This window comes from Pseudomonas sp. MNR3A (genome assembly GCF_009650575.1).
Classification (GTDB): Bacteria; Pseudomonadota; Gammaproteobacteria; order Pseudomonadales; family Pseudomonadaceae; genus Aquipseudomonas; species Aquipseudomonas machongensis.
The window spans coordinates 61123-83709 of record NZ_VZZS01000028.1 but is presented as its reverse complement, the minus strand read 5'-3'; the positions used below and the strand labels follow the sequence as shown (position 1 = coordinate 83709).

Below are 22587 nucleotides of genomic sequence, written 5' to 3'. Positions count from 1 at the left end.
TCATGAAGCACTCGCCAGAGAAGTGACCGAAGCGCCGCTGGTGGAGCGGCGTTGAGAGGTGTCGCCAAGTTCGAGGGTGCCCACGGCCTGCAGGTTGTATTCACCGGCCAGCTCGCGGAACGACAGCACGGCCAGCTCCATGTCGCCACGCAGCACCAGGCGGCGCAGGTGGCGGCGCAGTTCCGGGTGCACCAGCAGCACGCTGGTGCGGTCTTCGGGCAGGCGCTCGCAGGCCTGGCGCAGTTGCAGCATCAAGGCGCGGCTGACCTGCTCGGGAATCGCCTCGCGGCCACCGTCCTGACGGCGCATGCCCGTGCGCAACTGCTGCTCCAAAGCCGGCGCCAGCACCAGGGCGCTGATCACCCGGTTGCGGTCGGCATATTGGTGGCTGATCTGTCGGGCCAGGGCGGCGCGCAGGTGCTCGGCCAGGTGCGCGGCGTCGGCATCGCGTCCACCCCAGTCGACCATGGCCTCAAGCAAGGCGCGCTGGTTGCGGATCGACACCCCCTCTGCAACCAGGTAGCGCAGGGCTTCGGCCATGCGCTGCAACGACAGGTTGCGCAGCACTTCCTTGATCAGTTCGCCATAGCTGCCCTCGATGCTTTCCAGCAGCGCACGGGTCTCCTGGATGCCGAGAAAATCGGCCGCGTAGCGGCGCAGGGTGCGCTCGACCGTCGCCCGTAGCACTTCCTCGGGGAGCATGAAGCCGATGCCCGCCTGTTCCAGACGCTCCTGGTACTCACGAGCGATCCAGTGGGCGCTGCGCGCAGCCAGGGGCGAGTCGGCTTCGATCATCGGGATGTCGAGCAACTGCACATTGACCGGGTCGTCCCTGAGCAGCAGGCAATCGGCGGGCAGTTCACCTTCGCTCACCGGCACGCCTTCAAGTTCGATGACGAAGCGCTGGGCGGCGCTCTTCGCGTCCACATGCACGGCGGCCAAGGGCACATCGATGCCGAGCTCGCCACGGATCTCGTGGCACAGCGCCTCGAAGCGCTGGCGCAACGGCTGCTCCGGCGCACTGGCCGCAAGGCCCGGCCCCATGACCAGGAGGATGCGACAGTTGAGCGGCTTGCTCGCCGACACGCTGGTCTCCACCGCTGGCACCTGGGGTTCATCCTCGGCCTCCTGTGCCTGCACCGGCTCAGCCTGCTCGGCCGCCTGGCGACGCTTGAGGTAGAACGCCGAGCCAGCCAGCACTGCGGCAAGCACGAAGAACACCGCCGCCGGGAAGCCCGGCAGCAGGCCGATGCCCAGCAGGATCAATGCCGTGAGGAACAAGGCACGGTGGCTGGCGCCCAACTGGCGAATGATCTCCGTCCCCAGGTCACCGCTGGCGCCGTCGCTGTTGACGCGGGTGACCACGGTGCCGGCCGCCACCGAAATCAGCAGCGCCGGAATCTGTGCGATCAGGCCATCACCGACGGTCAGCAGCGAATAGGTGTGCACTGCGGTGCCGAACGGCATGTCGCGCTCGACCATGCCGATCAGCATGCCGCCAAGAAGGTTCACCGCGAGGATCACCAGGCCGGCGATGGCGTCGCCCTTGACGAACTTCATCGCACCGTCCATGGCGCCGAACATCTGGCTTTCACGCTCCAGGCGCGAACGACGGCGACGGGCTTCAGCCTGGTCGATGTCGCCATTGCGCAGGTCGTTGTCGATGCTCATCTGCTTGCCGGGCATGGCATCGAGGGTGAAGCGCGCGGCCACCTCGGCAACCCGCTCGGCACCTTTGGTGATGACCACGAACTGCGCCACGGTGATGATCAGGAACACCACCAGGCCGACCACCACCTGGCCTGCGATGACGAAGTCACCGAACGCCTGGACGATATGGCCAGCATCGCCGTGCAGCAGGATCAACCGCGTGGTGGTGATCGACAGCGACAGGCGGAACAGGGTGCTCAGCAGGATCAGCGGCGGCAGCGCCGAGAACTCCACCGAGTGGTTGATATAGAAGGCGACGATCAGGATCAGCATGCTCAGGGCGATGTTCAGGCCGATCAGGCCGTCGACCAGGTAGGTCGGCAGCGGGATGATCATCATCGCGATGGCCATCAGCATGAACGACACGATGATCACGTCGGTGCGCTGGGACGCCGCACGCGCCAGGCCGTTGAGGCGATCGAGCGGGCTCATCGGGCGGCCCTGCGTGCACTGAGGTAGCGCTTGAAGCACTGGCGCGCCTCGTCCTTGCGCCCACCGCGCCACAGCGCATGGCTGCGCAGCAGCAACAGGCCGGGTGACTCGCCTTCCTGCTCGGTGAGGCGGTCGAGTGCGTTCAGGGCGCGACTGGCGTTGCCGCTGTCGGTGAAAGCCATGGCCAGGTAGCGCAGCAGCGTGCCGTCCTGGGGGGCCATCTGCGCGGCGATCAACAGCATCACCAGCGCGCGCTGGGGCTGACCGCTGCGGCGGTAAAGGTCGCCCAGGCCCTTGAGCAGTTCGATGCTGTCGTGTCGTTCGCGGGACATCATGGTTCCTGCACCTCGGCGCGTTGCTGCTCCAGGGACTGGCGCAGGTGGATCTCTTCACGAAGCAGGTCTTCGGCCAGCTCGCGGATCTCCGGTTCGGCATCCAGCGACGGCATGACTTCGTCCAGCAGGTACTGCAACAGGTCCAGCGCACGGGTGCCGCTGAACAGGTCCGGGTTGATCTCCTCGCCGGCACAGGCTTGCTCGAGCTCTGCGCGCAGCGAACGGCGGCCAGCCACTTCCCGCTTGCCCAGCAGCGCATCGAAGCGGGCGTTGGGGCGCGCCTGCAGCGGGCGTACGGCCTCGACGGAGGCGGTCTTTTCGGTGGAAGACGGCAACAATGGCCGCGGCTCGATCCTCATGCTCGGTCCTATAAGGTCAGGGTGAAGCGTTCTTCACCCCTGGCCAGGATCACCTGGTCGCTGTCGATACGTTCCAGCATCCAGCCGTCGGCCAAGGCCGCGCCGGGATAGAGGCGCTTGCCGCTTTCGCTGATCACATAGGGGTTGTTGCCGAACCACACCGCCTGGAAGCGCACCCGTGGACGGGCGACATCGGCCTGGGCGGTGACCGTGCTGTGCAGCATCACCTGCTGGCCGTAGCGCTGGTCGTAGTCCTGGCGTACGGCGAGCCAGCGCGCCTTCTGCGTCAGGTCCAGGCGCCCCTCGGCCACCAGTTGCCCGCCTGCTTCGCTGAGCCGTACGCCTTCCAGGCCGTTGGCCAGCAACTGCTGCCCCAGCCATTGATGGGCCTGCGCCAGCGAAGGCATCTGCGGCGCGCGCGGTACGGGGGTCACGCTGGCGGCCAGGGGCTTGGGTGGCTCGCCACGCATGGCGTAGGCGAAGGCGCAGATCAGCATCAGGCCCAGCGCCAGCGCAACGTGGGTGCGGGTGAATGCCGAGGCGTGCTGGGGCTGTGCGATTGCGGCAGCGGCGCGCGCGGGCTGTTCGTGCTCCAGGCTCAACTGCGCCTCGCCCAAGGCGATACGCAGCGGCAACTGAGCGCGATAACCGCTGCCGAGCGGAACGATGATCGCCCGCCCCTGCTGGTCTTCGACCCGCACTTCGCCGCCCACGGCCTCGACTGCGACCTTGCCGTCTGCCAGGCGCAATACCAGATGGCGGGGCTCGACGCCCGGGTCATTGAGAATGAAGTCGGCATCAGGTGTGCTGCCGAAGGTGTACTGGGTGCCGTCCAGACTGATCCGGCCACCCTGGTGCAGACCCTGGGTGACGCTGAGTACCGGCTTGGAGGCTGTCGCGCCACCGGTGACGGCGGCCAGAGCGGTAAGGGCTGTCATGGGCGGGGCACCACCGTGAATACCACGGGCAACGGCCATTCAGACCCTTGCCGAAAAATGCGTCGTTGCAAGACATGCGGGCGGAGCAACCCCCGCCCGCAAGGCACAACGTCAGTTCTGCGGACGCTGTTTGGTGGCGTCGAGCTCAGCCTTCTTGGCAGTGGTCAGCTCGGTGATCTGGGCCGACTTCTCGATAGCCATGTTGAAAGTGGCTTCCATCTTGGCGATTGCTGCATCTGCGCCGCCACCGCTGCTTGCTGGAGGTACGTTGCTCATGGTGATACTCCTTCAGGATAGGGATTCGTAAGAAGCCGCTTTGAGGCGGGTAGAAGTCCGTGCAAGACAGCGACCGAAGGGGATGTAGGCAGTCGCTCTCTAACACGGGGCCCATGTTAGGCAATGAATATTCGCCACTGCTGTGAAACGTTGTGAAAGGTTGGGAAAACTCTTGATACAAATCACCATGCAGCGTCTTTACACAGGCTACAAGCCAGGCACAGCAAGGCCTTCAGCTGGAAGGCCGAATACCTTTGATTGTCTCGGATTGGGTAAAACGCGCTGTTTTTCTGGTCGAAACAGCCGGCAGTGAAGTTCAGTTACCGAACAAACGTAGTCACCCAGGAGGCACTACAGGGCAAATATTACAAGGCGGCAGGATGAACGGATAAATAATGAATTCTGTGAACTCAATCAACTTTGCGCCTGCAGAAACAGCGAGAACAACTCGGACTGTGACTTGATGCCCAATTTGCTGTACATGTGCTTGCGGTGCACTTTCACGGTCTCGGCGGATATCGCCAGCTTGCGCGCTATTTCCTTGCTCGAACAACCACTGAGCATCAAGCGCCCGACTTCCAGTTCCCGTGCAGTCAGAGGTGTCTGCAGCGCCTCGACGGTTTCCTCCAGGCGACTCTGCCAGCGTGGCGCCGGTGGCGTAGCCTGCTCCAGTAATTCACGCTCGAACGTCATGCGCTGGCGCATCAGCCCGGCCACCCAGGGGCGCAGCAGGTCGAGCAGGGTGATCTGCTCGGCGCTGAAACGCCCCTTGGTCCCCAGCGACAGGCACAAGGTGCGCTCCTTCTCGAGCTGGACATTGAACTGCACCTCGTCGGCCACCACATTCAGGCGAAAGTAGCGCTGGTAGTAGTCGGTCTGCTCGAAGCACTCCGGCGCCACGTCCGCCAGCTGGAACAGGCCGCTGCCCGGCGCCTCGCGGCTGGCGATGTAGAACGGGTCGAGCAGGTACAGGCCCTTGAGGTAGTCCTGGAACAGCGGGTCGGGCCCGCCATCCTCGCCTGGACATTCGGCGAACACTTGCGGTCTACCATTGCTGAAGAGCAAGGCCACCCAGCTGTCGAACGGCACATACTGATCGAGCAGGCGCACCAGGGCGAGCCAGAAGCCGGGCTTGTCGAGCGTCTCGACCAGGTGACCGACCGAGCGGTGCCAGGCCAGGTCCTGCAGCGTAAGGTTCATGCCTCTACCCCTGTTGGGTTACCACGTGGGCGTAATTACCCCTGATACGGTGCCCGACGCATACTCGGGCAAGCCTTGCCTCGGTCCGATGCGCATTCTGACCGTTTTTCACCGGGCGGTCATGTCACCGCCATGGCTCGGGCATTTCAATAAAAGATTGGGTCTATGAGAACAGCAATGAAGGTCGAACTCGTGCAACTGGTGGGCCGCGACGGTGACACCGCCTACAACCTGAGCCGCACCCTGGAGGCGATCCACGCCTGCCCTGCCGGCACCGACCTGGTGGTATTCCCTGAAACCCAGCTGATGGGGTTCCCCAGCGAAGACAACATCGCAACCCTCGCCGAACCCCTTGACGGCCCAAGCGTACGCGCCGTGCAACAGGCAGCGCGCGAACGTGACGTCGGCGTGGTGGTCGGCATGGCCGAAGCGGGTGAAGACGGCCGCTTCTACAACACCACCCTGCTGATCACCGCTGAAGGCATCGCCCTGAAATACCGCAAGACCCACCTGTGGGCGTCGGACCGCGGCATCTTCACTCCGGGCGACCGCTACGCCACCACGCTGTTCAAGGGGGTGCGGGTCGGCTTGCTGATCTGTTTCGACATCGAGTTCCCCGAAAGCGCCCGCGCCCTCGGCCAACTGGGCGTCGAGCTGATCCTGGTGACCAACGGCAACATGGACCCCTACGGGCCGACCCACCGCACCGCGATCAGTGGCCGCGCCATGGAAAACCAGGCATTCGCGGTGATGGTCAACCGCGTCGGCGAGGGTGATGGCGCCCTGGTGTTCGCCGGCGGCAGCGCGGTGGTCGACCCGTACGGGCAGTTGCTCTGCGAAGCCGGGCGCGAGGAGTGCCGCATCGGGCTGGAACTGGACCTGGCGCAACTGGATGTTGCCCGTCGCGACTACAGCTACCTGGCCGAGCGCCGCTTTGTCCTGCCGGGTGAAGTGCGCGAGCACGATAACGGCCTGCGCGAGCTGATCATCGATAACCGCTGACACCACCGCATCTATAGGGAACTCAACAATCCTGAGGGTCACGCAGACTGCAAAGCGCTGACCCGCGACGGGCAAGGGATGCCATTTTTTGCGTCGATTTCGACTCTGCATAACAAACATAATCTGGAGTAAGCAGTAATGGCCCGACTCAAGCGAACCCTTTCGCTCAGTGCGGTGGTGCTGTTCGGCATCGCCTACATGACCCCGATCATCGTCCTCGGCACCTTCGGCATCCTCGCCGACACCACTGGCGGCGTGGTCCCCTCGGCGTACCTCGCTGCCTCCGTCGCCATGCTGTTCACCGCCCTGAGCTACGGGCGCATGGCCGCCGCTTTCCCGGTGGCGGGCTCGGCGTACACCTATGTGCGCAAGTCGATCAGCCCGAAACTGGGCTTCCTGGCCGGCTGGGGCGTGCTGCTCGACTACCTGTTCCTGCCCATGGCCATCTGGCTGATCGGCGCAGCCTACCTGCACTCGGCCTTCCCCGCCGTGCCACAGGCGCTGTGGGTGCTGGCGTTCATCGGCGTGACCACGGCGATCAACGTGGTCGGCCTGCGCCTGGCGAAGAACATCAACGGCGCCCTGATGCTGGTGCAGTTCCTGGTGCTGGCGGCCTTCGTGGTGTTGGCGATCCACTATGTGCTGGGGGACGCGAGCAAACCGCTGTGGTCGCTTGAGCCGTTCTTCAAGGAAGGCGTGCAACTGCCGCTGATCATGAGCGGTGCAGCGATTGCCTGCTATTCGTTCCTGGGCTTCGATGCCGTGAGTACCCTGACCGAGGAAACCCACGAGCCGCGCAAGAACATCCCGCGGGCAATCCTGCTGATTACCCTGATCGGTGGCTTCCTGTTCATCGCCGCCAGCTACTTCGTGCAGCTTGCCCACCCCTCCACCCAGTTCGAAAACGCCGACTCGGCGGCCTACGAGATCGCCCGCAACATCGGTGGCGACCTGTTCGTCAGCCTGTTCCTGGTCGGCTTGATCGTCGGTCAGTTCACCTCGGGGCTATCCGCCCAGGCCAGCGCCTCGCGCTTGCTGTTCGCCATGGGGCGTGACGGTGTACTGCCCAAGGCATTCTTCGGGCGCCTGAGCGAGCGCTTCGGCACCCCGGTCGGCAGCATCGTGCTGTGCGGCGTGGTGGCGCTGCTGGCGTTGCACATGGATGTCACGACCTCCACCTCGTTCATCAACTTCGGCGCCTTCCTGGCCTTCAGCCTGGTCAACCTGTCGGTGGTGTTCCACTACTGGATCGGCCGTGGCGAACGCGGGCCACGCGCGGTGCTGCTGTTCCTGGTGTTCCCGCTGATCGGCCTGCTGGCAGACCTGTGGCTGATGGTAAGCCTGGATCACCTGGCGATCTACCTCGGCCTGGCCTGGCTGGCGGCGGGCATCCTGTATCTGGCCGTGCTGACGGGAGGGTTCAGCAAGCAGCCGCCAGAGATGCATTTCGAAGAAGCGTGATCGGATCGCATCGGCCTGTGGGGCGGGCTTGCCCGCTCCCACAGGCCTTTCACTGCCGTAAAACGTTGTGAATTCCCGTGCACTGAAACCTTTGCTTACATCTTGTTCTGCTACCGTCGAGCCGCCTCGAGGGTCGCCGAGCGTCCAGCAACTGACACGCCTTGCGCCCTTTCTGCCCCGACGAAAGGAGTTTCACGGCATGTCGACCAGCCCCCTCACCCGCAGCGCCGACATCAAACTGTCAGAGCTACGCGACCACAAGCCCGCCGCCACCTTCCGCGTGCTGCTCGCCAACAGCGAGCGCAACGCCGACAGCTACCGCAGCGCCAAGCCCGACGAGCAGATGCCCGCATTGGGCGAGCTGGCCTCGATCGAAGCCCCCGGCGCCCAGGGGGCCGACACCGTGCGCTACGTGACGACCGCAGGCGACGCCGTGCTGGTCAGCAAGGCCACCAACCCCAAGCTCTACCAACAGATCGTCGAGGCCCGCCCGGCACTGGAGGCCATCGCCAAGAGCAAGCAGGACGGCTACGAACTGCTCGGCAAGGACGCCCAGGCCCCCGCTACCCTCGCTGACTACAAGGCCATCGGTGCCGCTGACGAAGTCGGCCCCGGGCTGATCCGCTACCAGACCGCCGACGGCAAGGCCTACATCGTCGCCGAGCAGGACGACCCTGACCTGTTCAAACAGGTCTCGCAGGACTACAAGGCACTCTCGGGCATCAACAGCAGTATCGCCGATGGCTACCAATGGGCCGGCGCCGACCAGCAGGTACCCGGCGCGCTTGGCGATTTCCGCGCCGTGGGCCCGGCCGAGGAAGTCGGGCCGGGCGTGATCCGCTATGAGACTCAGGATGGCAGCAAATACGTGGTGTCCGAGCGCGACAATCCCGAGCTGTACAAGGCCGCCGCCAGCGCCTATGACAGCCTCTCGGGCCTGCAGGCCAGCGAAGCCGACGGCTACCGGCGCGCCACCGACAATGAAGTCTGGCCGCCCTTCGACGGCACGGCCATCGGTGCCCGCGACGAGGTCGGCCCGGACCTTATCCGCTACGAACACAATGGCGAGAAAGTGGTGGTCGCCCGCGACGACAACCCCAAGCTGTTCGATTACCTGGCCGGCCTGCACGAGGTCTACAGCGACCCGGCCAAGGCTGGCGACATCCGCACCGCACTGGACAACGGTGCCGTGCTGGCCGATGCCAACACCCAGGCCCCGGGCCTGAACGACTACAAGGGCTTCGGCTGGACCACCGGCCAGGAAGACAATGTCCTCACCTACGAAACCCACGACGGCACCAAGGTCGTGGTCTCGCGCGACATCTCGCCGGAGCTGTTCAAGCAGGTGGCGACCGCCAACGACACCTGGGGCAAGATCCACGACAGCGAGAAGGAGGGCTACAAGCTCGCCGGCCCCAACGATTTTCTCAAGAACAAGGACATGTCCTTCGGCTCGCCGGACGAGCTGGGCGATGGCCTGATCCGCTTCGAGACCGACGAGGGCAAGTTCATCGTCTCCAAGGAGCTGAGCCCACAGCTGTACGACGAAGTGGTCGGCAAGTGGGAAGGCTGGACCAAGGGCGAGGTCGATGAGACCCGCAGCAAGTACAACCTGCCACCGCGCGAGGAACTCGATGCGCTCAATCTCAAGACCGGGGTCAAGGCCGATGAGAAGGATGCGTCCTCGCCCGAACTGACCGTGGGCGAGTTGGCTACCAAGGAGTTGCTCGACAGCTACCGCAAAGGCGTGCAGGACGGCTCGATCGCCAAGGACGACCCGCGCGCCAAGCTGGTCCGCGCCCTCGAAGCGCAGGCTGCCTACCAGAACGGCCGCGGCATCACCGGCTACGAGGAAGAGCCCGGCGCCTTCGGCGGCACATGGCGGGTGTTCGACAAGGAGCAGACCGAGCTCACCTCTGCCGACATGCACGACATCATCGACGGCGGCAAGCTCAAGGAGCAGATCAGCACCCTGTTCGCCGACGAGACCATCCAGAAGGACTACAAGTCGAAGATGGACGATGCGCTCAACCGCATCCCCAACAAGGACGAGGTCAAGCAGAAGCTGCTCGACCTGACCAACAACCCCGACTACATCGCCTACCTCAAGGACCTGCAGAAGCAGGGCAAGGACCACGAGGCCAAGGAAGACCTCAACAATACGCTCTCGGCCCTGTCGTTGTTCGATCCGGAGGCGGCGACCAAGGCGGCCCAGTCGATCCAGGCCGACGGCCTGACCAGCGACCTCAATGACCTGGTCGGCGACCCGAGCAAGATTTCCGACGAGAACAAGGAGCTGGCCACCAAGGACCTGTTCGGCCTGCTCAAGAGTGTGCTCAAGGGCTCGCTGCTGGACATGCCGCGGCGCACCCAGGAGGTCATCGAGAAGTTTCTCGAAGAGGGGCTGCAGGGCAAGCAGAAGTCCTCGGTGGTCACCAAGGTGCTCGAAGAGCTGTCGCAGATCGACATGGCCAAGGGCAGCATCAGCGAGGCCGACCTGAAGACCGTGCTGTCCAAGCCCTATGTGCCGATTGCCGACCGCGGCACCCTCGGCGAGGTGTTCAGCGCCCTCAACAGCAAGGGCATCCTCGGCACGCTGGGTGCCGGGGTGAACCTGTTCTCGGGCATCTATCAACTGGTCGGCCAGGGCGGCAAGCTGGGCGAGACCTGGCAGCAACGCCTGTCGATCGCCAAGGACTTCGTCAGTTTTGCCGGCGCTGGCAGCCACTTCGCCAAAGTCGGCGATGCCATCGGCGGGCTGGTCGGCAAGAGCGGGTTGGTCGATTTCCTCGGCCTGGACAAGACCCTGCCGGAGATCTGGGGCAAGGGCGGGATCCAGGAGCCGAAGTTCGAATTCAAGCTCAGCGAGCTGCCGGCGAGCACCAAGGCCAAGATCGCCGAAGCGCTCGATACCCTGCCCGGCAGCAAGCTCGGGGACTTTTCCGACGTGCTCGGTGACGGCGCGGGCAACGCCAACGCCGCCAAGAACGCCTATGGCGGCATTACCCAGCGCCTGGAGGACGCCGTATCAGCCTCCGGCACGGTCAAGCTGCCACCGGGCAAGGCGGCGAAGATTGCGGGGTCGGTCATCAAGGTACTGGGTCCGGCCACCGACCTTGCCGGTGGTTTCGCCGACATCGTCCTGGGGGCCTTCACCATCAAGAACGCGATCAAGGATGGCGATCCGCTGGCCAAGGCCTCCGGAGGCCTGCAGATCGCCGGCGGTGCCTTCGGTGCCTCGGCCGGTGTACTCGGTGCCGCCAGCCTCTTCGGTGCAGGCACGGCCGCAGCACTGACCGGGCCATTCTTCCTGGTGGGCGTGGTGCTGGGGGTGATCGGCGGGATCATCGGTTACTTCGTCGATCACAACAAACGGCAGAAGGCCAGCGAGAAGGAAAACGACTGGTACCGGGACCTGGCGGCCGATGGATTGTTGCAGGGCGACTGGGCGGACAAGGTCGAGTATGCCCACTACTCGATCCACCATTACGGCGACCGCGAGGCGCCGGAGGATGACAGCCTGTTCCGCTTCCAGGAGGCCGAATGGAAGCATTTCGACGAGACCCCGCAGAAGAATGGCTCGTCGAGCAACCGCCTGGACGACAAGTTGCACGTGGATCATTGAGCCACTGATTGCAATCCATCCCTGTGGGAGCGGGCTTGCCCGCGAAAAGAACGCCGCGGTGGATGGCACCGGCTTCGCCGGTGTTCGCGGGCAAGCCCCGCTCCCACAGGGACTCGCTGCCACAAAACACTGTAACCAGGCACAAAAAAGCCACGAGCCCGCCTGCGGCGATCCTCGTGGCTTTTCAGGCAACGGCCTGTCGGACGACAGGCCATCTCCTCAGGCAGCTTACAGCGCCATGTCGTTGGCAGCCTTGCTCTCGGCAGGTGCGGTCGACTCGACACCGGTGCTGGTCCCGACGCTCTGGTCGATGACCGGCGGCTTCTCCAGTTGCAGCACTTCAGCGGTGTAGTTCCACTCTTTCTGCACGGCAGCAGCGGAATCGTTCAGCTTGGTACCGTAGCTCGGCACGATTTCGCGGATGCGGGCCTGCCACTCAGGCGTGGCGACCTTCTCCTTGAACACGGTTTCCAGTACGTTGAGCATGATCGGCGCAGCGGTCGAGGCGCCTGGCGAAGCACCCAGCAGACCGGCGATGGTACGGTCCTGGGACGCCACGACTTCGGTGCCCAGCTTCAGCACACCGCCCTTCTCTTCGTCACGCTTGATGATCTGCACGCGCTGACCGGCCTGCCACAGGCGCCAGTCTTCTTTCTTGGCGTTCGGGAAGTAAGTGCGCAGGGCTTCGAAGCGGTCGTCATCCGACAGCATCACCTGGCCGGCGAGGTACTCGACCAGCGGGTACTGCTCGATGCCCACTTTGGTCATCGGCCAGACGTTGTGCAGGGTGGTGCTGCTCAGCAGGTCCAGGTACGAGCCGTTCTTCAGGAACTTGGTCGAGAAGGTGGCGAATGGCCCGAACAGGATCACGCGCTTGCCGTCCAGCACGCGGGTGTCCAGGTGCGGAACCGACATGGGTGGCGCGCCGGTCGAGGCGATGCCGTAGGCCTTGGCCATGTGCTGCATGGCAACGGTCGGGTTCTCGGTCACCAGGAACGAGCCGCCAACCGGGAAGCCTGCGTATTCCTTGGCTTCAGGAATGCCCGACTTCTGCAGCAGCTTCAGGGCGCCGCCGCCGGCACCGATGAACAGGAACTTGGCGTCGGTGGCAGAGGTGCTGCCATCCTTCAGGTTCTTGTACTCGACGTGCCAGGAGCCGTCCTTGTTGCGGGTGATGTCCTGCACTTCGCTGGACAGCTTCAGCTTGAAGTTGTCGCGGGTCTGCAGGTGGCCGACGAACTGGCGGGTGATCTCGCCGAAGTTGACGTCGGTGCCGATCGGCGTCCAGGTCACGGCCAGCTTCTGGTTCGGGTCACGCCCTTCCATCATCAGCGGGACCCACTTGGCGATCTGGGCGTGGTCTTCGGAGAACTGCATCGGGCGGAACAGCGGGCTCGCCTGCAGTGCTTCGTAACGCTTCTTCAGGAAGGCGATGTTGTCGTCGCCCCAGACGAAGCTCATGTGCGGGGTGGTGTTGATGAACGATTTCGGGTTCTTCAGCACGCCCTGGCGAACCTGCCAGGACCAGAACTGGCGCGACACCTGGAAGGCTTCGTTGATCTCGATCGCCTTGGAGATGTTGACCTTGCCGTCCTTGTCCATCGGGGTGTAGTTCAGCTCAGCCAGCGCGGAGTGGCCGGTACCGGCGTTGTTCCAGCCGTTGGAGCTTTCCTCGGCGACGCCATCCAGGCGCTCGACCATTTCCATCGACCAGCTCGGCTCCAGTTCGCTGAGCCATACGCCCAGGGTCGAACTCATGATGCCGCCGCCAATCAGGAGCACATCGACTTTCTTGGCTTCGTCGGCGTGCGCTTGCATGAAGCTCGCCGCGACAGCCAGACCCAGCAAGGTCTTGCCAGCTTTTTTGAACATTGATCACTTCCAGTCAGTAGAACGGAGGGGGGCCTGTGGCTGGCCCAGGTGTTTCTTGTTCTTCAGCGCAGGCTTTTTGTGATCATTGTTCAGCAGCCAGAGAACCCTTACACGCTTCAGCCATTGGTCTGATTGACCTGGGTCGGCTGAAACGATTGCGGATTGTAACCGAAACGCCAGCACAAACAAATTGGCGGCGGGAACGTCAAGGTGGCGGGTTGTCCCAGGGGCTCGCCCGGCACGTGGGCCGGGCGATTGAGAGGTTCAAAGCTCGGGATCGATATCCCCGGCGTACATATCCGACTCTTTATACAGGTCATGCACATGGCGCAGCAGCACCATGATCACCGCCGCCACCGGCAGCGCCAGCAGCACGCCGGTGAAGCCGAACAGCTCGCCGCCGGCCAGGATGGCGAAGATCACCGCCACCGGGTGCAGGCCAATGCGGTCGCCCACCAGCAGCGGGGTCAGCACCATGCCCTCGAGGGCCTGGCCGACCATGAACACCGCGACGATGCCCAGCATCGGGTACAGGTCGCCGCCGAACTGGAACAACCCGGCGATCAGCGCTGCACCGATGCCGACGATGAAGCCCATGTACGGCACGATGGCCGCCAACCCCGCCAGCAGGCCGATCAGCAGCCCCAGCTCGAGGCCGATCAGCGACAGCCCGACCGCGTAGATCACGCCCAGCGCCAGCATTACCAGCAGTTGGCCGCGCACGAACGCCCCCAGCACCTCATGGCACTCACCCGCCAGCCCCACCACCTGGTCTTCACGCTGGCGCGGCAGCAGGCTGCGCAGCTTGGCCATCATCAGGTCCCAGTCACGTAGCAGGTAGAAGCCCACCACCGGGATCAGCACCAGGTTGGCCAGCCAGGCGATCAGCGCCAGGCTCGAGGCGGTGGCCTGGGACAGGACGATGCCGACGATGTCGGTGGTCTGGCCCATGTGCGCGCCGATGGCAGCCTTGATCTTGTCGAACTTCCAGAAGCCATCGGCCAGGCCCAGGCGGCTCTGCACCCACGGCAGGGCCACATGCTGCAGCCAGTCGAGCATCTGCGGCGCCAGCTCGTACAGGCGCAGCAACTGCTTGGCCAGCATCGGCACCAGTACCAGCAGCAAGGCGAGGAACACCAGGGTGAACAGGCTGAACACCACCACCACGCCCCAGGTGCGCGACAGGCCCAGGCGCTCCAGGCGATCGACCAGCGGGTCGGCCAGGTACGCCAGCAGGATGCCCACCAGGAACGGCGAGAGGATGTTGTGCAGCAGGTACAGCAGGACGGCGATCAGCAGGGCTATGCCCAACCATACCCAACGGCGTACATCAGTCATGTTCGCGGCTCCTTACCAGCGAAAACGCAGGCCATCGAACGGCTTTGGCGCAGCCGCCTGCGGGGCGACCGCCTGGCCAGGCGCTGCCTCGGCTACGGGAGCGGGAGCGGCGGCAGGCGCCGGATCGACGGGCACCTCCTGCAGATGCGCCAGCCCCAGTTGCGCGCGCAGTTGTTCGCGATTGCCGGTGACCGTATAGGTCAGGGTGTCGCCGTCGGCCATCTGCAGCCGCGGGCCATAGGGCTCGAGCACACGCAGCAGTTCGGCGTAGCGCTGCAGGTTCATGCCCTGCACCTGGACCTGCAGGTCGCTGCTCGCGCCCGGGCGGGTGACGTAACGGGGTGCCAGGCGTGTACTGATCGCCAGCATCACCGCGTCGGCCAGCGCGGCCTGGTCGGCCCCCTCTGCCGTGCCCTGCTCGCGCTGCTCGCCCAGCCACAGTTGCCATTTGCCTTGCCACTTGCCGTCGGCTTCGTGGGCGTGCACAGCCAGCAGGGCATCGGCGCCATAGCGCTCGGACGCCTCACGCAGCGGCGCCGGGTCGTTGCCTTCGAGCTGCTTGGCATTGGCCACCAGTTGTTCCTGCAGGTCGGCCAGCGGCAGGCGCAGCGGCAGGCCACGGTGCTGGGCTGCGCGACGCAGCGGCTCGGCGCTGCTCTGGCCATCTCCGACCAGGCTGCTGCCCTCGACACTGTCGTACAGCCACCAGCCAAGAATCGACGGCCGGTTGCTGCCCCACAGGGCCAGGCCGCCCTGGCGCAGGGCGCGCTCGGTGCTGCCGGGGTCGAATTCCACCACCACCGATTCAGGTGGGCCGGCGTCGCTTCCAACCTGATTGACGATCTGTTGCGGATCCTTGCGCAGGGCGACCACCGCCGGGTTCTGCGTCGCCTTGGCATCGCCGGTCAGGCGCAGCACCAGGGTGTCGAGTGCCTTGGCGGTGGCCTGGGTCCGCGCCTCGCTGCCCTGCCCATCGACAGGCTCGCGGACCTGGTAAAGCCCCGATACGGTCTCGGCCTGTGCCGTTGCACCGATCAGCCCTATGCAAACCACTGCCAGGTAATTGAGAAAACGCATGAAGGATTCCTGTCCAGATGACTTTCAGGGCAGAAGCTACAAGCTGCACGCTGTCAGCGGCAAGCAAAAGCGCGCGCCGGTGCTGTCTGTCTTCTCTTATAGCCTACCGCTCGCCACTTGCCGTTCAATGGAGGATGGCCGCTGCCGGGCAACCCTGATAAAATCGCGCGCCTTCGCAGACCAGTCACGTACAGGCAGCCGCCGCCTCCCGAGCCGGCCTTGGCCGCGCTGGTCGTTTTCCTGAATCCCTCCCCCTTAAAGGCCTGGATCAATGAGCAAGCAACCCTCCCTGAGCTACAAAGACGCCGGTGTAGACATCGACGCCGGCGAAGCACTGGTCGAACGCATCAAGGGCGTCGCCAAGCGCACCGCACGCCCTGAAGTCATGGGTGGCCTGGGCGGCTTCGGCGCCCTCTGCGAGATCCCGGCCGGCTACAAGCAGCCGGTGCTGGTCTCCGGCACCGACGGCGTCGGCACCAAGCTGCGCCTGGCGCTGAACCTGAACAAGCACGACAGCATCGGCCAGGACCTGGTCGCCATGTGCGTCAACGACCTGGTGGTCTGCGGCGCCGAGCCTCTGTTCTTCCTCGACTACTACGCCACCGGCAAGCTGAATGTCGACGTGGCCGCCACCGTGGTCACCGGCATCGGCGCCGGTTGCGAACTGGCCGGTTGCTCGCTGGTCGGTGGTGAGACCGCCGAGATGCCAGGCATGTACGAAGGCGAAGACTACGACCTGGCCGGTTTCTGCGTCGGCGTGGTGGAGAAGTCGGAAATCATCGACGGCTCGAAAGTGGTCACCGGCGACGCCCTGATCGCCCTGCCTTCCTCCGGCCCGCACTCCAACGGCTACTCGCTGATCCGCAAGATCCTCGAAGTGTCCGGCACCGACATCGACAACACCCAGCTCGACGGCCAGCCGCTGACCGACCTGCTGATGGCGCCGACCCGCATCTACGTCAAGCCACTGCTGGAGCTGATCAAGAAGACCGGCGCAGTCAAGGCCATGGCCCACATCACCGGTGGCGGCCTGCTGGACAACATCCCGCGCGTCCTGCCAAAAGGCGCCCAGGCCGTGGTCGACGTGGCTAGCTGGCAGCGCCCGGCGGTGTTCGACTTCCTGCAACAGAAAGGCAACGTCGACGAGCACGAGATGCACCGCGTACTGAACTGCGGCGTGGGCATGGTCATCTGCGTGGCCCAGGATCAGGTCGACAACGCCCTGAACGTCCTGCGCCAGGCCGGTGAGCAGCCTTGGGTGATCGGCCGCATCGACGTGGCCGCCGAAGGCGCTGCCCAAGTCGAGCTGCAGAACCTCAAGGCACACTGATGCCGAGCAAGACCTGCAATGTCGTAGTACTGCTGTCGGGCTCCGGCAGCAACCTGCAAGCCCTGATCGACAGCATCCACGCCGAACACGGTAGCGCGCGGATCCGCGCGGTGATTTCCAACCGCCCCGACGCTTTTGGCCTGCAACGGGCCAAAGCCGCCGGGATCGACACCGCCGTGCTCGAGCACGGCGGTTTCGACGGGCGCGAAGCATTCGACGCGGCGCTGGTGCAACTGATCGATGGCTTCGCCCCCGACCTGGTGGTGCTGGCCGGCTTCATGCGCATCCTCAGTGGCGACTTCGTGCGCCACTACCAGGGTCGCCTGCTCAACATCCACCCGTCGCTGCTGCCCAAGTACAAAGGGCTGCACACTCACCAGCGGGCCCTGGATGCCGGTGACGCCGAGCACGGCTGCAGTGTTCATTTCGTCACCGAGGAACTCGACGGCGGGCCCTTGGTCGTACAGGCTGTGGTAGCGGTCGCGCCAGGCGACGATGCGCAGAGCCTGGCACAACGGGTCCACCGACAGGAACACCAGATCTACCCGCTGGCGGTGCGCTGGTTCGCCGAAGGACGCTTGCGCCTGGGCGAACAAGGTGCATTACTGGATGGCCAGCCGCTGGCGGCCAGCGGTCACTTGATTCGACCCTAGGAGAATATATGCGTCGCGCCCTGCTATTGGCTCTCGCCGTGCTCGCCCTGCCCCTCCAGGCAGCTGATCTGAAGCCTTTCTCGGCCAGCTACACCGCCGACTGGAAACAGCTGCCCATGAGCGGCACCGCAGAACGCAGCCTGGTCAAGAACGCCAACGGTACCTGGGACCTCAACTTCAAAGCCTCCATGATGATCGCCAGCCTGACCGAACAGAGCACGGTGCGCATGGACAACGACACCCTGCTGCCGCAGAAGTATCACTTCGAGCGCGGTGGCCTGGGCAAGGCGAAGAAGGTCGACCTGGACTTCGACTGGAACAGCAAGAAAGTCACCGGTAGCGACCGTGGCGATGCGATCAGCCTGCCGCTCAACCGTGGGGTGCTGGACAAGTCGTCCTATCAACTGGCCCTGCAACATGACGTGGCGGCGGGCAAGAAGAGCATGACGTACCAGGTGGTCGACGGTGACGAGATCGACACCTACGACTTCCGCGTGCTGGGCACCGAGAAGGTTGCCACCAAGACCGGCCAGGTCGATGCGGTCAAGGTCGAGCGCGTGCGCGACCCAAGCCAGAGCAAGCGCATCACCGAGCTGTGGTTCGCCAAGGACTGGGACTACCTGCTGGTGCAGCTGCGCCAGGTCGAGACCGATGGCAAGGAATACGTGATCGTGCTGCAGGATGGTACGGTCGATGGCAGGACGGTGAAGGGCAACTGATCTCTTCCCTGCGCTGTAACCTGCTGTAGCCGGAGCCCCGCCTAGTGCGGGGCTTTGTTTTGGCTTGCAGAAGCAAGCGCAGCGCGTTTCATGAACATAGTTTCATCGTCGTTTTATTTACTTAGCCTGCTAACAAACTCTATAAAGAAGGTGTGCGACACAGTGTCGCAGACCAACAGAAGTGGAGTTTACCGATGACTGTCCAAGTAACCGAACGCGACGAATCGAGAATGTCCCACGAAGGCCTGGCCGCTGGCGTGCGGATCTGGGACGTACACCAGCAGGGCCAACTGGTCGGCATGTTCCACAACGAGCATGAAGCCCACCAGTACCGCCAGGAGCTCGAGACCCTCGAGAGCCAACGCGGCACACAATAAGATCTCCCCCACGAAAAACCCCGCCTGAGCGGGGTTTTCGTCATTTACCACATCAGATCGTCAGGGATCTTGTAGGCCGCATATGGATCGTCTTCATCGGCCTCCTCGACATGGGTGTTGAGCAGCAGGATGCGCTTGGGATCGCGTTCCTGGATCTTCACCGCCGCCTCGCGCGGGATCACTTCGTAGCCGCCGCCATGGGCGACGATCGCCAGCGAACCGTTGCTCAGCTTGCTGCGCATCAGGGCGTTGACGGCGATGCGCTTGACCTTCTTGTCGTCGACGAAGTTGTAGTAGTCCTCGGTAGTCAGCTTGGGCAGGCGGGTCGCCTCGATCAATTGCTTGACCTGTGCGGCACGGGCCTTCTGCTCGGCCTTCTCCTGCACCTGGCGGTTCAGTTCCTGGTCCTTTTTGGCCTTGTCGGCCATGGCTTCCTTGGCCAGGCGCTGCTGGCTGTCGTCCACCTCGACCTGGCCCTTGTGTTCCAGGCGTTTCTGTTTCTTCTCGGCCTTGTTGGTCTGGGAGACCTGCTTCTGGTTGACCAGACCGGCCTTGAGCAATTGATCGCGAAGGGAAAGGCTCATCGGTGTTCACTCACTTATGCATCGGCTCAGCCGCAGCTGGGCAGGTTCTTTTCCTGACGTTTGGCTTCGCCCCAGAGGGCATCCAACTCGTCAAGGTTACAATCTTCGATCGGTCGGCCAGTGTCGCGCAATGCCTGCTCGATGAAGCGGAAACGTCGTTCGAATTTACGGTTGGCGCGGCGCAGGGCGTTTTCCGGATCCTGCTTGAGATGACGGGCCAGGTTCACAGCGGCGAACAGCAGGTCGCCGACTTCGTCTTCCAGTGCCTGGTCATCGCCATCGGCCATGGCCTGCAATACCTCGTCGAGCTCCTCGCGGACCTTGTCCAGCACCGGCAACGCCTCGGGCCAGTCGAAACCGACGGTGGCCGCGCGCTTCTGCAGTTTGGTCGCACGCGACAGCGCCGGCAAGGCGCCGGGAACATCGTCGAGCAGCGAGAGCTGTTCGGGGGTGCTCTTCTCGGCGCGCTCCTCGGCCTTGATCTCTTCCCAGCGCGACTTGACCTGCGCCTCGCTCAAGCGCGGGATGTCGGGTGCGGCGTAGAGGTCACCGGTGGGGAACACGTGCGGATGGCGGCGGATCAGCTTGCGGGTGATCGAATCAACCACGCCGGCAAACTCGAAACGCCCCTCCTCCCGCGCCAGCTGGCTGTAGTAGACCACCTGGAACAGCAGGTCGCCGAGTTCGCCCTGCAACTGCGCGAAATCGCCCTGTTCGATGGCGTCGGCTACCTCGTAGGCTTCCTCGATGGTGTGCTTGACGATGCTGGTGTAGTCCTGCTCGAGATCCCAGGGGCAGCCGTATTGCGGATCGCGCAGGCGGGCCATGAGGTGGAGCAGGTCGTTGAGGGTGTAGGTCATGCTCTGGCAGGTCCTTAGGTGGCGCCCTCATCGCGGGACAAGCCCGCTCCTACAGGCATCACGCTGCACCTGCAGGAGCGGGCTTGCCCGCGATGGGGCGACGCAGTCTCAAGGCGTACGATTACGCCGCGTCTCGATGATGTTCGGCAACTGCGAGATCCGTCCGAGCAAGCGCCCCAGCGCATCCAGGCCTGGAATCTCGATGGTCAGCGACATCAGCGCGGTGTTGTCTTCCTTGTTCGAGCGGGTATTGACCGCCAGCACGTTGATCTTCTCGTTGAGCAGCACCTGCGAAACGTCGCGCAGCAAGCCCGGGCGGTCGTAGGCGCGGATGACGATGTCGACCGGGTAGGTCTGCACCGGAATCGGCCCCCAGCTCACCTGGATCATGCGCTCCGGCTCCTTGCCCGCCAACTGCAGCACCGAGGCGCAGTCCTGGCGGTGAATGCTCACGCCGCGGCCCTGGGTGATGTAGCCGACGATGGCGTCGCCCGGCAGCGGCTGACAGCAACCGGCCATCTGCGTGAGCAGGTTGCCTACGCCCTGGATCTGGATGTCGTTGCGCTTGCCCGATCGGGTCCCGCGCGCCGGGCGCGGCACCAGCTCGACCGGCTCGATACGCTCCGGCTCGAGCAACTGCTGGGCGGCGTTGACCATGTGCGCCAGGCGCAGATCACCGGCCCCCAGCGCAGCGAACATGTCCTCGGCGGTCTTGACGTTGGCCTTTTCCGCCAGGCGCTCGAAGTCCACCTGCGGCAGGCCCAGGCGGCTGAGTTCGCGCTCGATGAGGGTCTTGCCGGCAGCAACGTTCTGGTCGCGCGCCTGCAGCTTGAACCAGTGGACGATCTTGGCCCGCGCACGCGAGGTGGTGACGTAGCCGAGGTTGGAGTTCAGCCAGTCGCGGCTCGGGTTGCCCTGCTTGCTGGTGATGATCTCCACCTGCTCGCCGGTCTGCAGGCTGTAGTTCAGCGGTACGATGCGCCCGTTGATCTTGGCGCCACGGCAGTTGTGGCCGATCTCGGTGTGCACGCGGTAGGCGAAGTCCAGCGGCGTGGCGCCCTTGGGCAGGTCGATGGCGTGGCCATCAGGGGTGAACACGTAGACCCGGTCCGGCTCGATGTCGACCCGCAGCTGTTCGGCCAGGCCGCCGATGTCGCCCAGTTCCTCGTGCCACTCCAGCACCTGGCGCAGCCAGGAAATCTTCTCTTCGTAGTGGTTGGAGCTGGACTTGACGTCGGTGCCCTTGTACTTCCAGTGCGCGCAGACACCCAGCTCGGCCTCCTCGTGCATGCCGTGGGTACGGATCTGCACCTCGAGCACCTTGCCCTCGGGGCCGATCACCGCGGTGTGCAGCGAGCGGTAGCCGTTTTCCTTGGGGTTGGCGACGTAGTCGTCGAACTCCTTGGGAATGTGGCGCCACAAGGTGTGGACGATACCCAGCGCGGTATAGCAGTCGCGAATTTCCGGCACCAGCACGCGCACCGCACGCACGTCGTAGATCTGGCTGAATTCCAGGCCCTTGCGCTGCATCTTGCGCCAGATCGAATAGATGTGTTTCGCCCGGCCGCTGATGTCGGCCTTGACCCCGGTGGCCAGCAGCTCGTTCTGCAACTGGTTCATCACATCGCTGATGAAGCGCTCGCGGTCCAGCCGCCGCTCGTGCAAAAGCTTGGCGATCTGCTTGTACTGGTCGGGCTCCAGGTAGCGGAAGGACAGGTCTTCCAGCTCCCACTTGATATGGCCGATGCCCAGGCGGTGAGCGAGCGGAGCGTAGATGTCGAACACTTCGCGCGCCACACGCAGGCGTTTTTCGTCATCGGCGGCCTTCACCGCGCGGATCGCGCAGGTCCGCTCGGCCAGCTTGATCAGGGCGACACGTACGTCGTCGACCATGGCCACGAGCATCTTGCGCAGGTTCTCGACCTGCGCCTGCGAGCCCAGCACCAGCGACTGGCGCGGGCTGAGGCTGGCGCTGATGGCGGCCATGCGCAGCACGCCGTCGATCAGCTTGGAGACCACCGGGCCGAAACGCTGGCCGACCTCGGCCAGGGTGACCTTGCCTTCGCGGACCGAGCGATAGATCACGGCAGCGACCAGCGAGTCCTGGTCGAGCTTGAGGTCTGCGAGAATTTCAGCGATCTCGAGCCCCGCCTGGAAGCTCGACGTCCCGTCGGCCCAGGAATGCTTGGCCGGGTTGCCCTTCTTCTCGACTTCCTGGGCGAAATCGCAGGCCTCCTTGAGCGCCGTGCGATCCAGCGCCGAATCGACGCTCACCACATGATCCAGCCATGCTTCGAGATTGATACTGCCGTCGGTGTTGACCGGCTGGTGCACTCTCACCTGTACCATGTTTCGTTTACCTTTCCATACAGCGCACCTCGCGGGTGCACTGGCAATCAACCGTGCCGCTTCCCGTCCGTGGAAGCCGCACCAAGGGGC

The 22587-nt window shown here is 64.3% G+C and carries 19 protein-coding genes; 7 read left to right on the top strand and 12 right to left on the bottom strand.

Annotation, left to right across the window (positions count from 1 at the left end; translation table 11 throughout):
• The 6 genes from sctV to F6X62_RS18865 all read right to left on the bottom strand — a co-directional run bounded on the left by sctV (position 1) and on the right by F6X62_RS18865 (position 5250).
• On the bottom strand, positions 1 to 2142 hold the full coding sequence (gene sctV / locus F6X62_RS18885) for a type III secretion system export apparatus subunit SctV (RefSeq protein ID WP_153774391.1): 2142 nt from the start codon (positions 2140 to 2142) through the stop codon (positions 1 to 3).
• The gene (locus F6X62_RS18880; protein WP_371105658.1) at positions 2139 to 2474 is read right to left on the bottom strand and encodes a tetratricopeptide repeat protein; all 336 of its coding nucleotides are present in this window, start codon (positions 2472 to 2474) and stop codon (positions 2139 to 2141) included. Before F6X62_RS18880 ends, sctV begins: the two co-directional genes overlap by 4 nt.
• Positions 2474 to 2836 (bottom strand): hypothetical protein, encoded by a 363-nt coding sequence (locus F6X62_RS18875; RefSeq protein ID WP_054892879.1) that lies wholly within the window; start codon positions 2834 to 2836, stop codon positions 2474 to 2476. Before F6X62_RS18875 ends, F6X62_RS18880 begins: the two co-directional genes overlap by 1 nt.
• A gap of 8 nt (positions 2837 to 2844) precedes the next feature.
• Positions 2845 to 3774: an FHA domain-containing protein gene (locus F6X62_RS18870; RefSeq protein WP_153774390.1), complete on the bottom strand. Its 930-nt coding sequence runs from the start codon at positions 3772 to 3774 to the stop codon at positions 2845 to 2847.
• Between the two features lie 111 nt (positions 3775 to 3885).
• Positions 3886 to 4050 (bottom strand): hypothetical protein, encoded by a 165-nt coding sequence (locus F6X62_RS25230; RefSeq protein ID WP_172964786.1) that lies wholly within the window; start codon positions 4048 to 4050, stop codon positions 3886 to 3888.
• Between the two features lie 414 nt (positions 4051 to 4464).
• Positions 4465 to 5250, bottom strand: coding sequence for a helix-turn-helix transcriptional regulator (locus F6X62_RS18865; RefSeq protein ID WP_054892881.1), 786 nt, complete (start codon positions 5248 to 5250; stop codon positions 4465 to 4467).
• Between the two features lie 177 nt (positions 5251 to 5427).
• Between F6X62_RS18865 and F6X62_RS18860 the strand changes: the two genes are divergently transcribed.
• From F6X62_RS18860 to F6X62_RS18850, 3 genes are all read left to right on the top strand, one after another.
• Entirely contained in the window at positions 5428 to 6252 is an 825-nt protein-coding gene (locus tag F6X62_RS18860) for a carbon-nitrogen hydrolase family protein (protein ID WP_063543604.1), read from the top strand.
• Between the two features lie 138 nt (positions 6253 to 6390).
• On the top strand, positions 6391 to 7713 hold the full coding sequence (locus F6X62_RS18855) for an APC family permease (RefSeq protein WP_125930513.1): 1323 nt from the start codon (positions 6391 to 6393) through the stop codon (positions 7711 to 7713).
• A 199-nt stretch (positions 7714 to 7912) separates the two neighbouring features.
• Positions 7913 to 11338 (top strand): hypothetical protein, encoded by a 3426-nt coding sequence (locus tag F6X62_RS18850; RefSeq protein ID WP_153774389.1) that lies wholly within the window; start codon positions 7913 to 7915, stop codon positions 11336 to 11338.
• Between the two features lie 228 nt (positions 11339 to 11566).
• Here the strand turns inward: F6X62_RS18850 and mqo are convergent, their stop codons facing one another.
• The 3 genes from mqo to F6X62_RS18835 all read right to left on the bottom strand — a co-directional run bounded on the left by mqo (position 11567) and on the right by F6X62_RS18835 (position 15625).
• On the bottom strand, positions 11567 to 13210 hold the full coding sequence (gene mqo, locus F6X62_RS18845; RefSeq protein WP_065861399.1) for a malate dehydrogenase (quinone): 1644 nt from the start codon (positions 13208 to 13210) through the stop codon (positions 11567 to 11569).
• Between the two features lie 264 nt (positions 13211 to 13474).
• Positions 13475 to 14548, bottom strand: a complete 1074-nt coding sequence (locus F6X62_RS18840) for an AI-2E family transporter (protein WP_054892889.1) — start codon at positions 14546 to 14548, stop codon at positions 13475 to 13477.
• Positions 14549 to 14560: 12 nt separating this feature from the next.
• Positions 14561 to 15625, bottom strand: a complete 1065-nt coding sequence (locus tag F6X62_RS18835) for a DUF2066 domain-containing protein (RefSeq protein ID WP_125930519.1) — start codon at positions 15623 to 15625, stop codon at positions 14561 to 14563.
• Between the two features lie 271 nt (positions 15626 to 15896).
• Between F6X62_RS18835 and purM the strand changes: the two genes are divergently transcribed.
• The 4 genes from purM (at position 15897) to F6X62_RS18815 (ending at position 18704) form a co-directional block, all read left to right on the top strand.
• Positions 15897 to 16955, top strand: coding sequence for a phosphoribosylformylglycinamidine cyclo-ligase (purM, locus tag F6X62_RS18830; protein ID WP_153774388.1), 1059 nt, complete (start codon positions 15897 to 15899; stop codon positions 16953 to 16955).
• Complete coding sequence (purN, locus tag F6X62_RS18825; RefSeq protein ID WP_153774387.1) at positions 16955 to 17608, top strand: phosphoribosylglycinamide formyltransferase; 654 nt, start codon at positions 16955 to 16957, stop codon at positions 17606 to 17608. The genes purM and purN overlap by 1 nt, the downstream gene beginning before the upstream one ends.
• Before the next feature lie 8 nt (positions 17609 to 17616).
• Complete coding sequence (locus F6X62_RS18820; RefSeq protein ID WP_054892893.1) at positions 17617 to 18327, top strand: DUF3108 domain-containing protein; 711 nt, start codon at positions 17617 to 17619, stop codon at positions 18325 to 18327.
• A gap of 194 nt (positions 18328 to 18521) precedes the next feature.
• The gene (locus F6X62_RS18815; protein ID WP_054892894.1) at positions 18522 to 18704 is read left to right on the top strand and encodes a hypothetical protein; all 183 of its coding nucleotides are present in this window, start codon (positions 18522 to 18524) and stop codon (positions 18702 to 18704) included.
• 44 nt (positions 18705 to 18748) lie between these two features.
• Here the strand turns inward: F6X62_RS18815 and F6X62_RS18810 are convergent, their stop codons facing one another.
• From F6X62_RS18810 to relA, 3 genes are all read right to left on the bottom strand, one after another.
• Positions 18749 to 19288, bottom strand: coding sequence for a DUF2058 domain-containing protein (locus F6X62_RS18810; protein ID WP_054892895.1), 540 nt, complete (start codon positions 19286 to 19288; stop codon positions 18749 to 18751).
• A 26-nt stretch (positions 19289 to 19314) separates the two neighbouring features.
• Complete coding sequence (gene mazG, locus F6X62_RS18805; protein ID WP_153774386.1) at positions 19315 to 20148, bottom strand: nucleoside triphosphate pyrophosphohydrolase; 834 nt, start codon at positions 20146 to 20148, stop codon at positions 19315 to 19317.
• A 108-nt stretch (positions 20149 to 20256) separates the two neighbouring features.
• The gene (gene relA, locus F6X62_RS18800) at positions 20257 to 22497 is read right to left on the bottom strand and encodes a GTP diphosphokinase (protein WP_054892897.1); all 2241 of its coding nucleotides are present in this window, start codon (positions 22495 to 22497) and stop codon (positions 20257 to 20259) included.
• Between the last annotated feature and the right edge of the window lie 90 nt (positions 22498 to 22587).

Coding starts and splice junctions, on each gene's coding strand:
- F6X62_RS18820 (WP_054892893.1), top strand. CDS start 17,617: ATGCGTCGCGCCCTGCTATTGGCTCTCGCCGTGCTCGCCCTGCCCCTC.
- F6X62_RS18870 (WP_153774390.1), bottom strand. CDS start 3,774: ATGACAGCCCTTACCGCTCTGGCCGCCGTCACCGGTGGCGCGACAGCC.
- purN (WP_153774387.1), top strand. CDS start 16,955: ATGCCGAGCAAGACCTGCAATGTCGTAGTACTGCTGTCGGGCTCCGGC.
- F6X62_RS18815 (WP_054892894.1), top strand. CDS start 18,522: ATGACTGTCCAAGTAACCGAACGCGACGAATCGAGAATGTCCCACGAA.
- F6X62_RS18865 (WP_054892881.1), bottom strand. CDS start 5,250: ATGAACCTTACGCTGCAGGACCTGGCCTGGCACCGCTCGGTCGGTCAC.
- F6X62_RS18840 (WP_054892889.1), bottom strand. CDS start 14,548: ATGACTGATGTACGCCGTTGGGTATGGTTGGGCATAGCCCTGCTGATC.
- F6X62_RS18860 (WP_063543604.1), top strand. CDS start 5,428: ATGAAGGTCGAACTCGTGCAACTGGTGGGCCGCGACGGTGACACCGCC.
- sctV (WP_153774391.1), bottom strand. CDS start 2,142: ATGAGCCCGCTCGATCGCCTCAACGGCCTGGCGCGTGCGGCGTCCCAG.
- F6X62_RS25230 (WP_172964786.1), bottom strand. CDS start 4,050: ATGAGCAACGTACCTCCAGCAAGCAGCGGTGGCGGCGCAGATGCAGCA.
- F6X62_RS18855 (WP_125930513.1), top strand. CDS start 6,391: ATGGCCCGACTCAAGCGAACCCTTTCGCTCAGTGCGGTGGTGCTGTTC.
- F6X62_RS18880 (WP_371105658.1), bottom strand. CDS start 2,474: ATGTCCCGCGAACGACACGACAGCATCGAACTGCTCAAGGGCCTGGGC.
- F6X62_RS18835 (WP_125930519.1), bottom strand. CDS start 15,625: ATGCGTTTTCTCAATTACCTGGCAGTGGTTTGCATAGGGCTGATCGGT.
- F6X62_RS18875 (WP_054892879.1), bottom strand. CDS start 2,836: ATGAGGATCGAGCCGCGGCCATTGTTGCCGTCTTCCACCGAAAAGACC.
- F6X62_RS18810 (WP_054892895.1), bottom strand. CDS start 19,288: ATGAGCCTTTCCCTTCGCGATCAATTGCTCAAGGCCGGTCTGGTCAAC.
- mqo (WP_065861399.1), bottom strand. CDS start 13,210: ATGTTCAAAAAAGCTGGCAAGACCTTGCTGGGTCTGGCTGTCGCGGCG.
- mazG (WP_153774386.1), bottom strand. CDS start 20,148: ATGACCTACACCCTCAACGACCTGCTCCACCTCATGGCCCGCCTGCGC.
- relA (WP_054892897.1), bottom strand. CDS start 22,497: ATGGTACAGGTGAGAGTGCACCAGCCGGTCAACACCGACGGCAGTATC.
- purM (WP_153774388.1), top strand. CDS start 15,897: ATGAGCAAGCAACCCTCCCTGAGCTACAAAGACGCCGGTGTAGACATC.
- F6X62_RS18850 (WP_153774389.1), top strand. CDS start 7,913: ATGTCGACCAGCCCCCTCACCCGCAGCGCCGACATCAAACTGTCAGAG.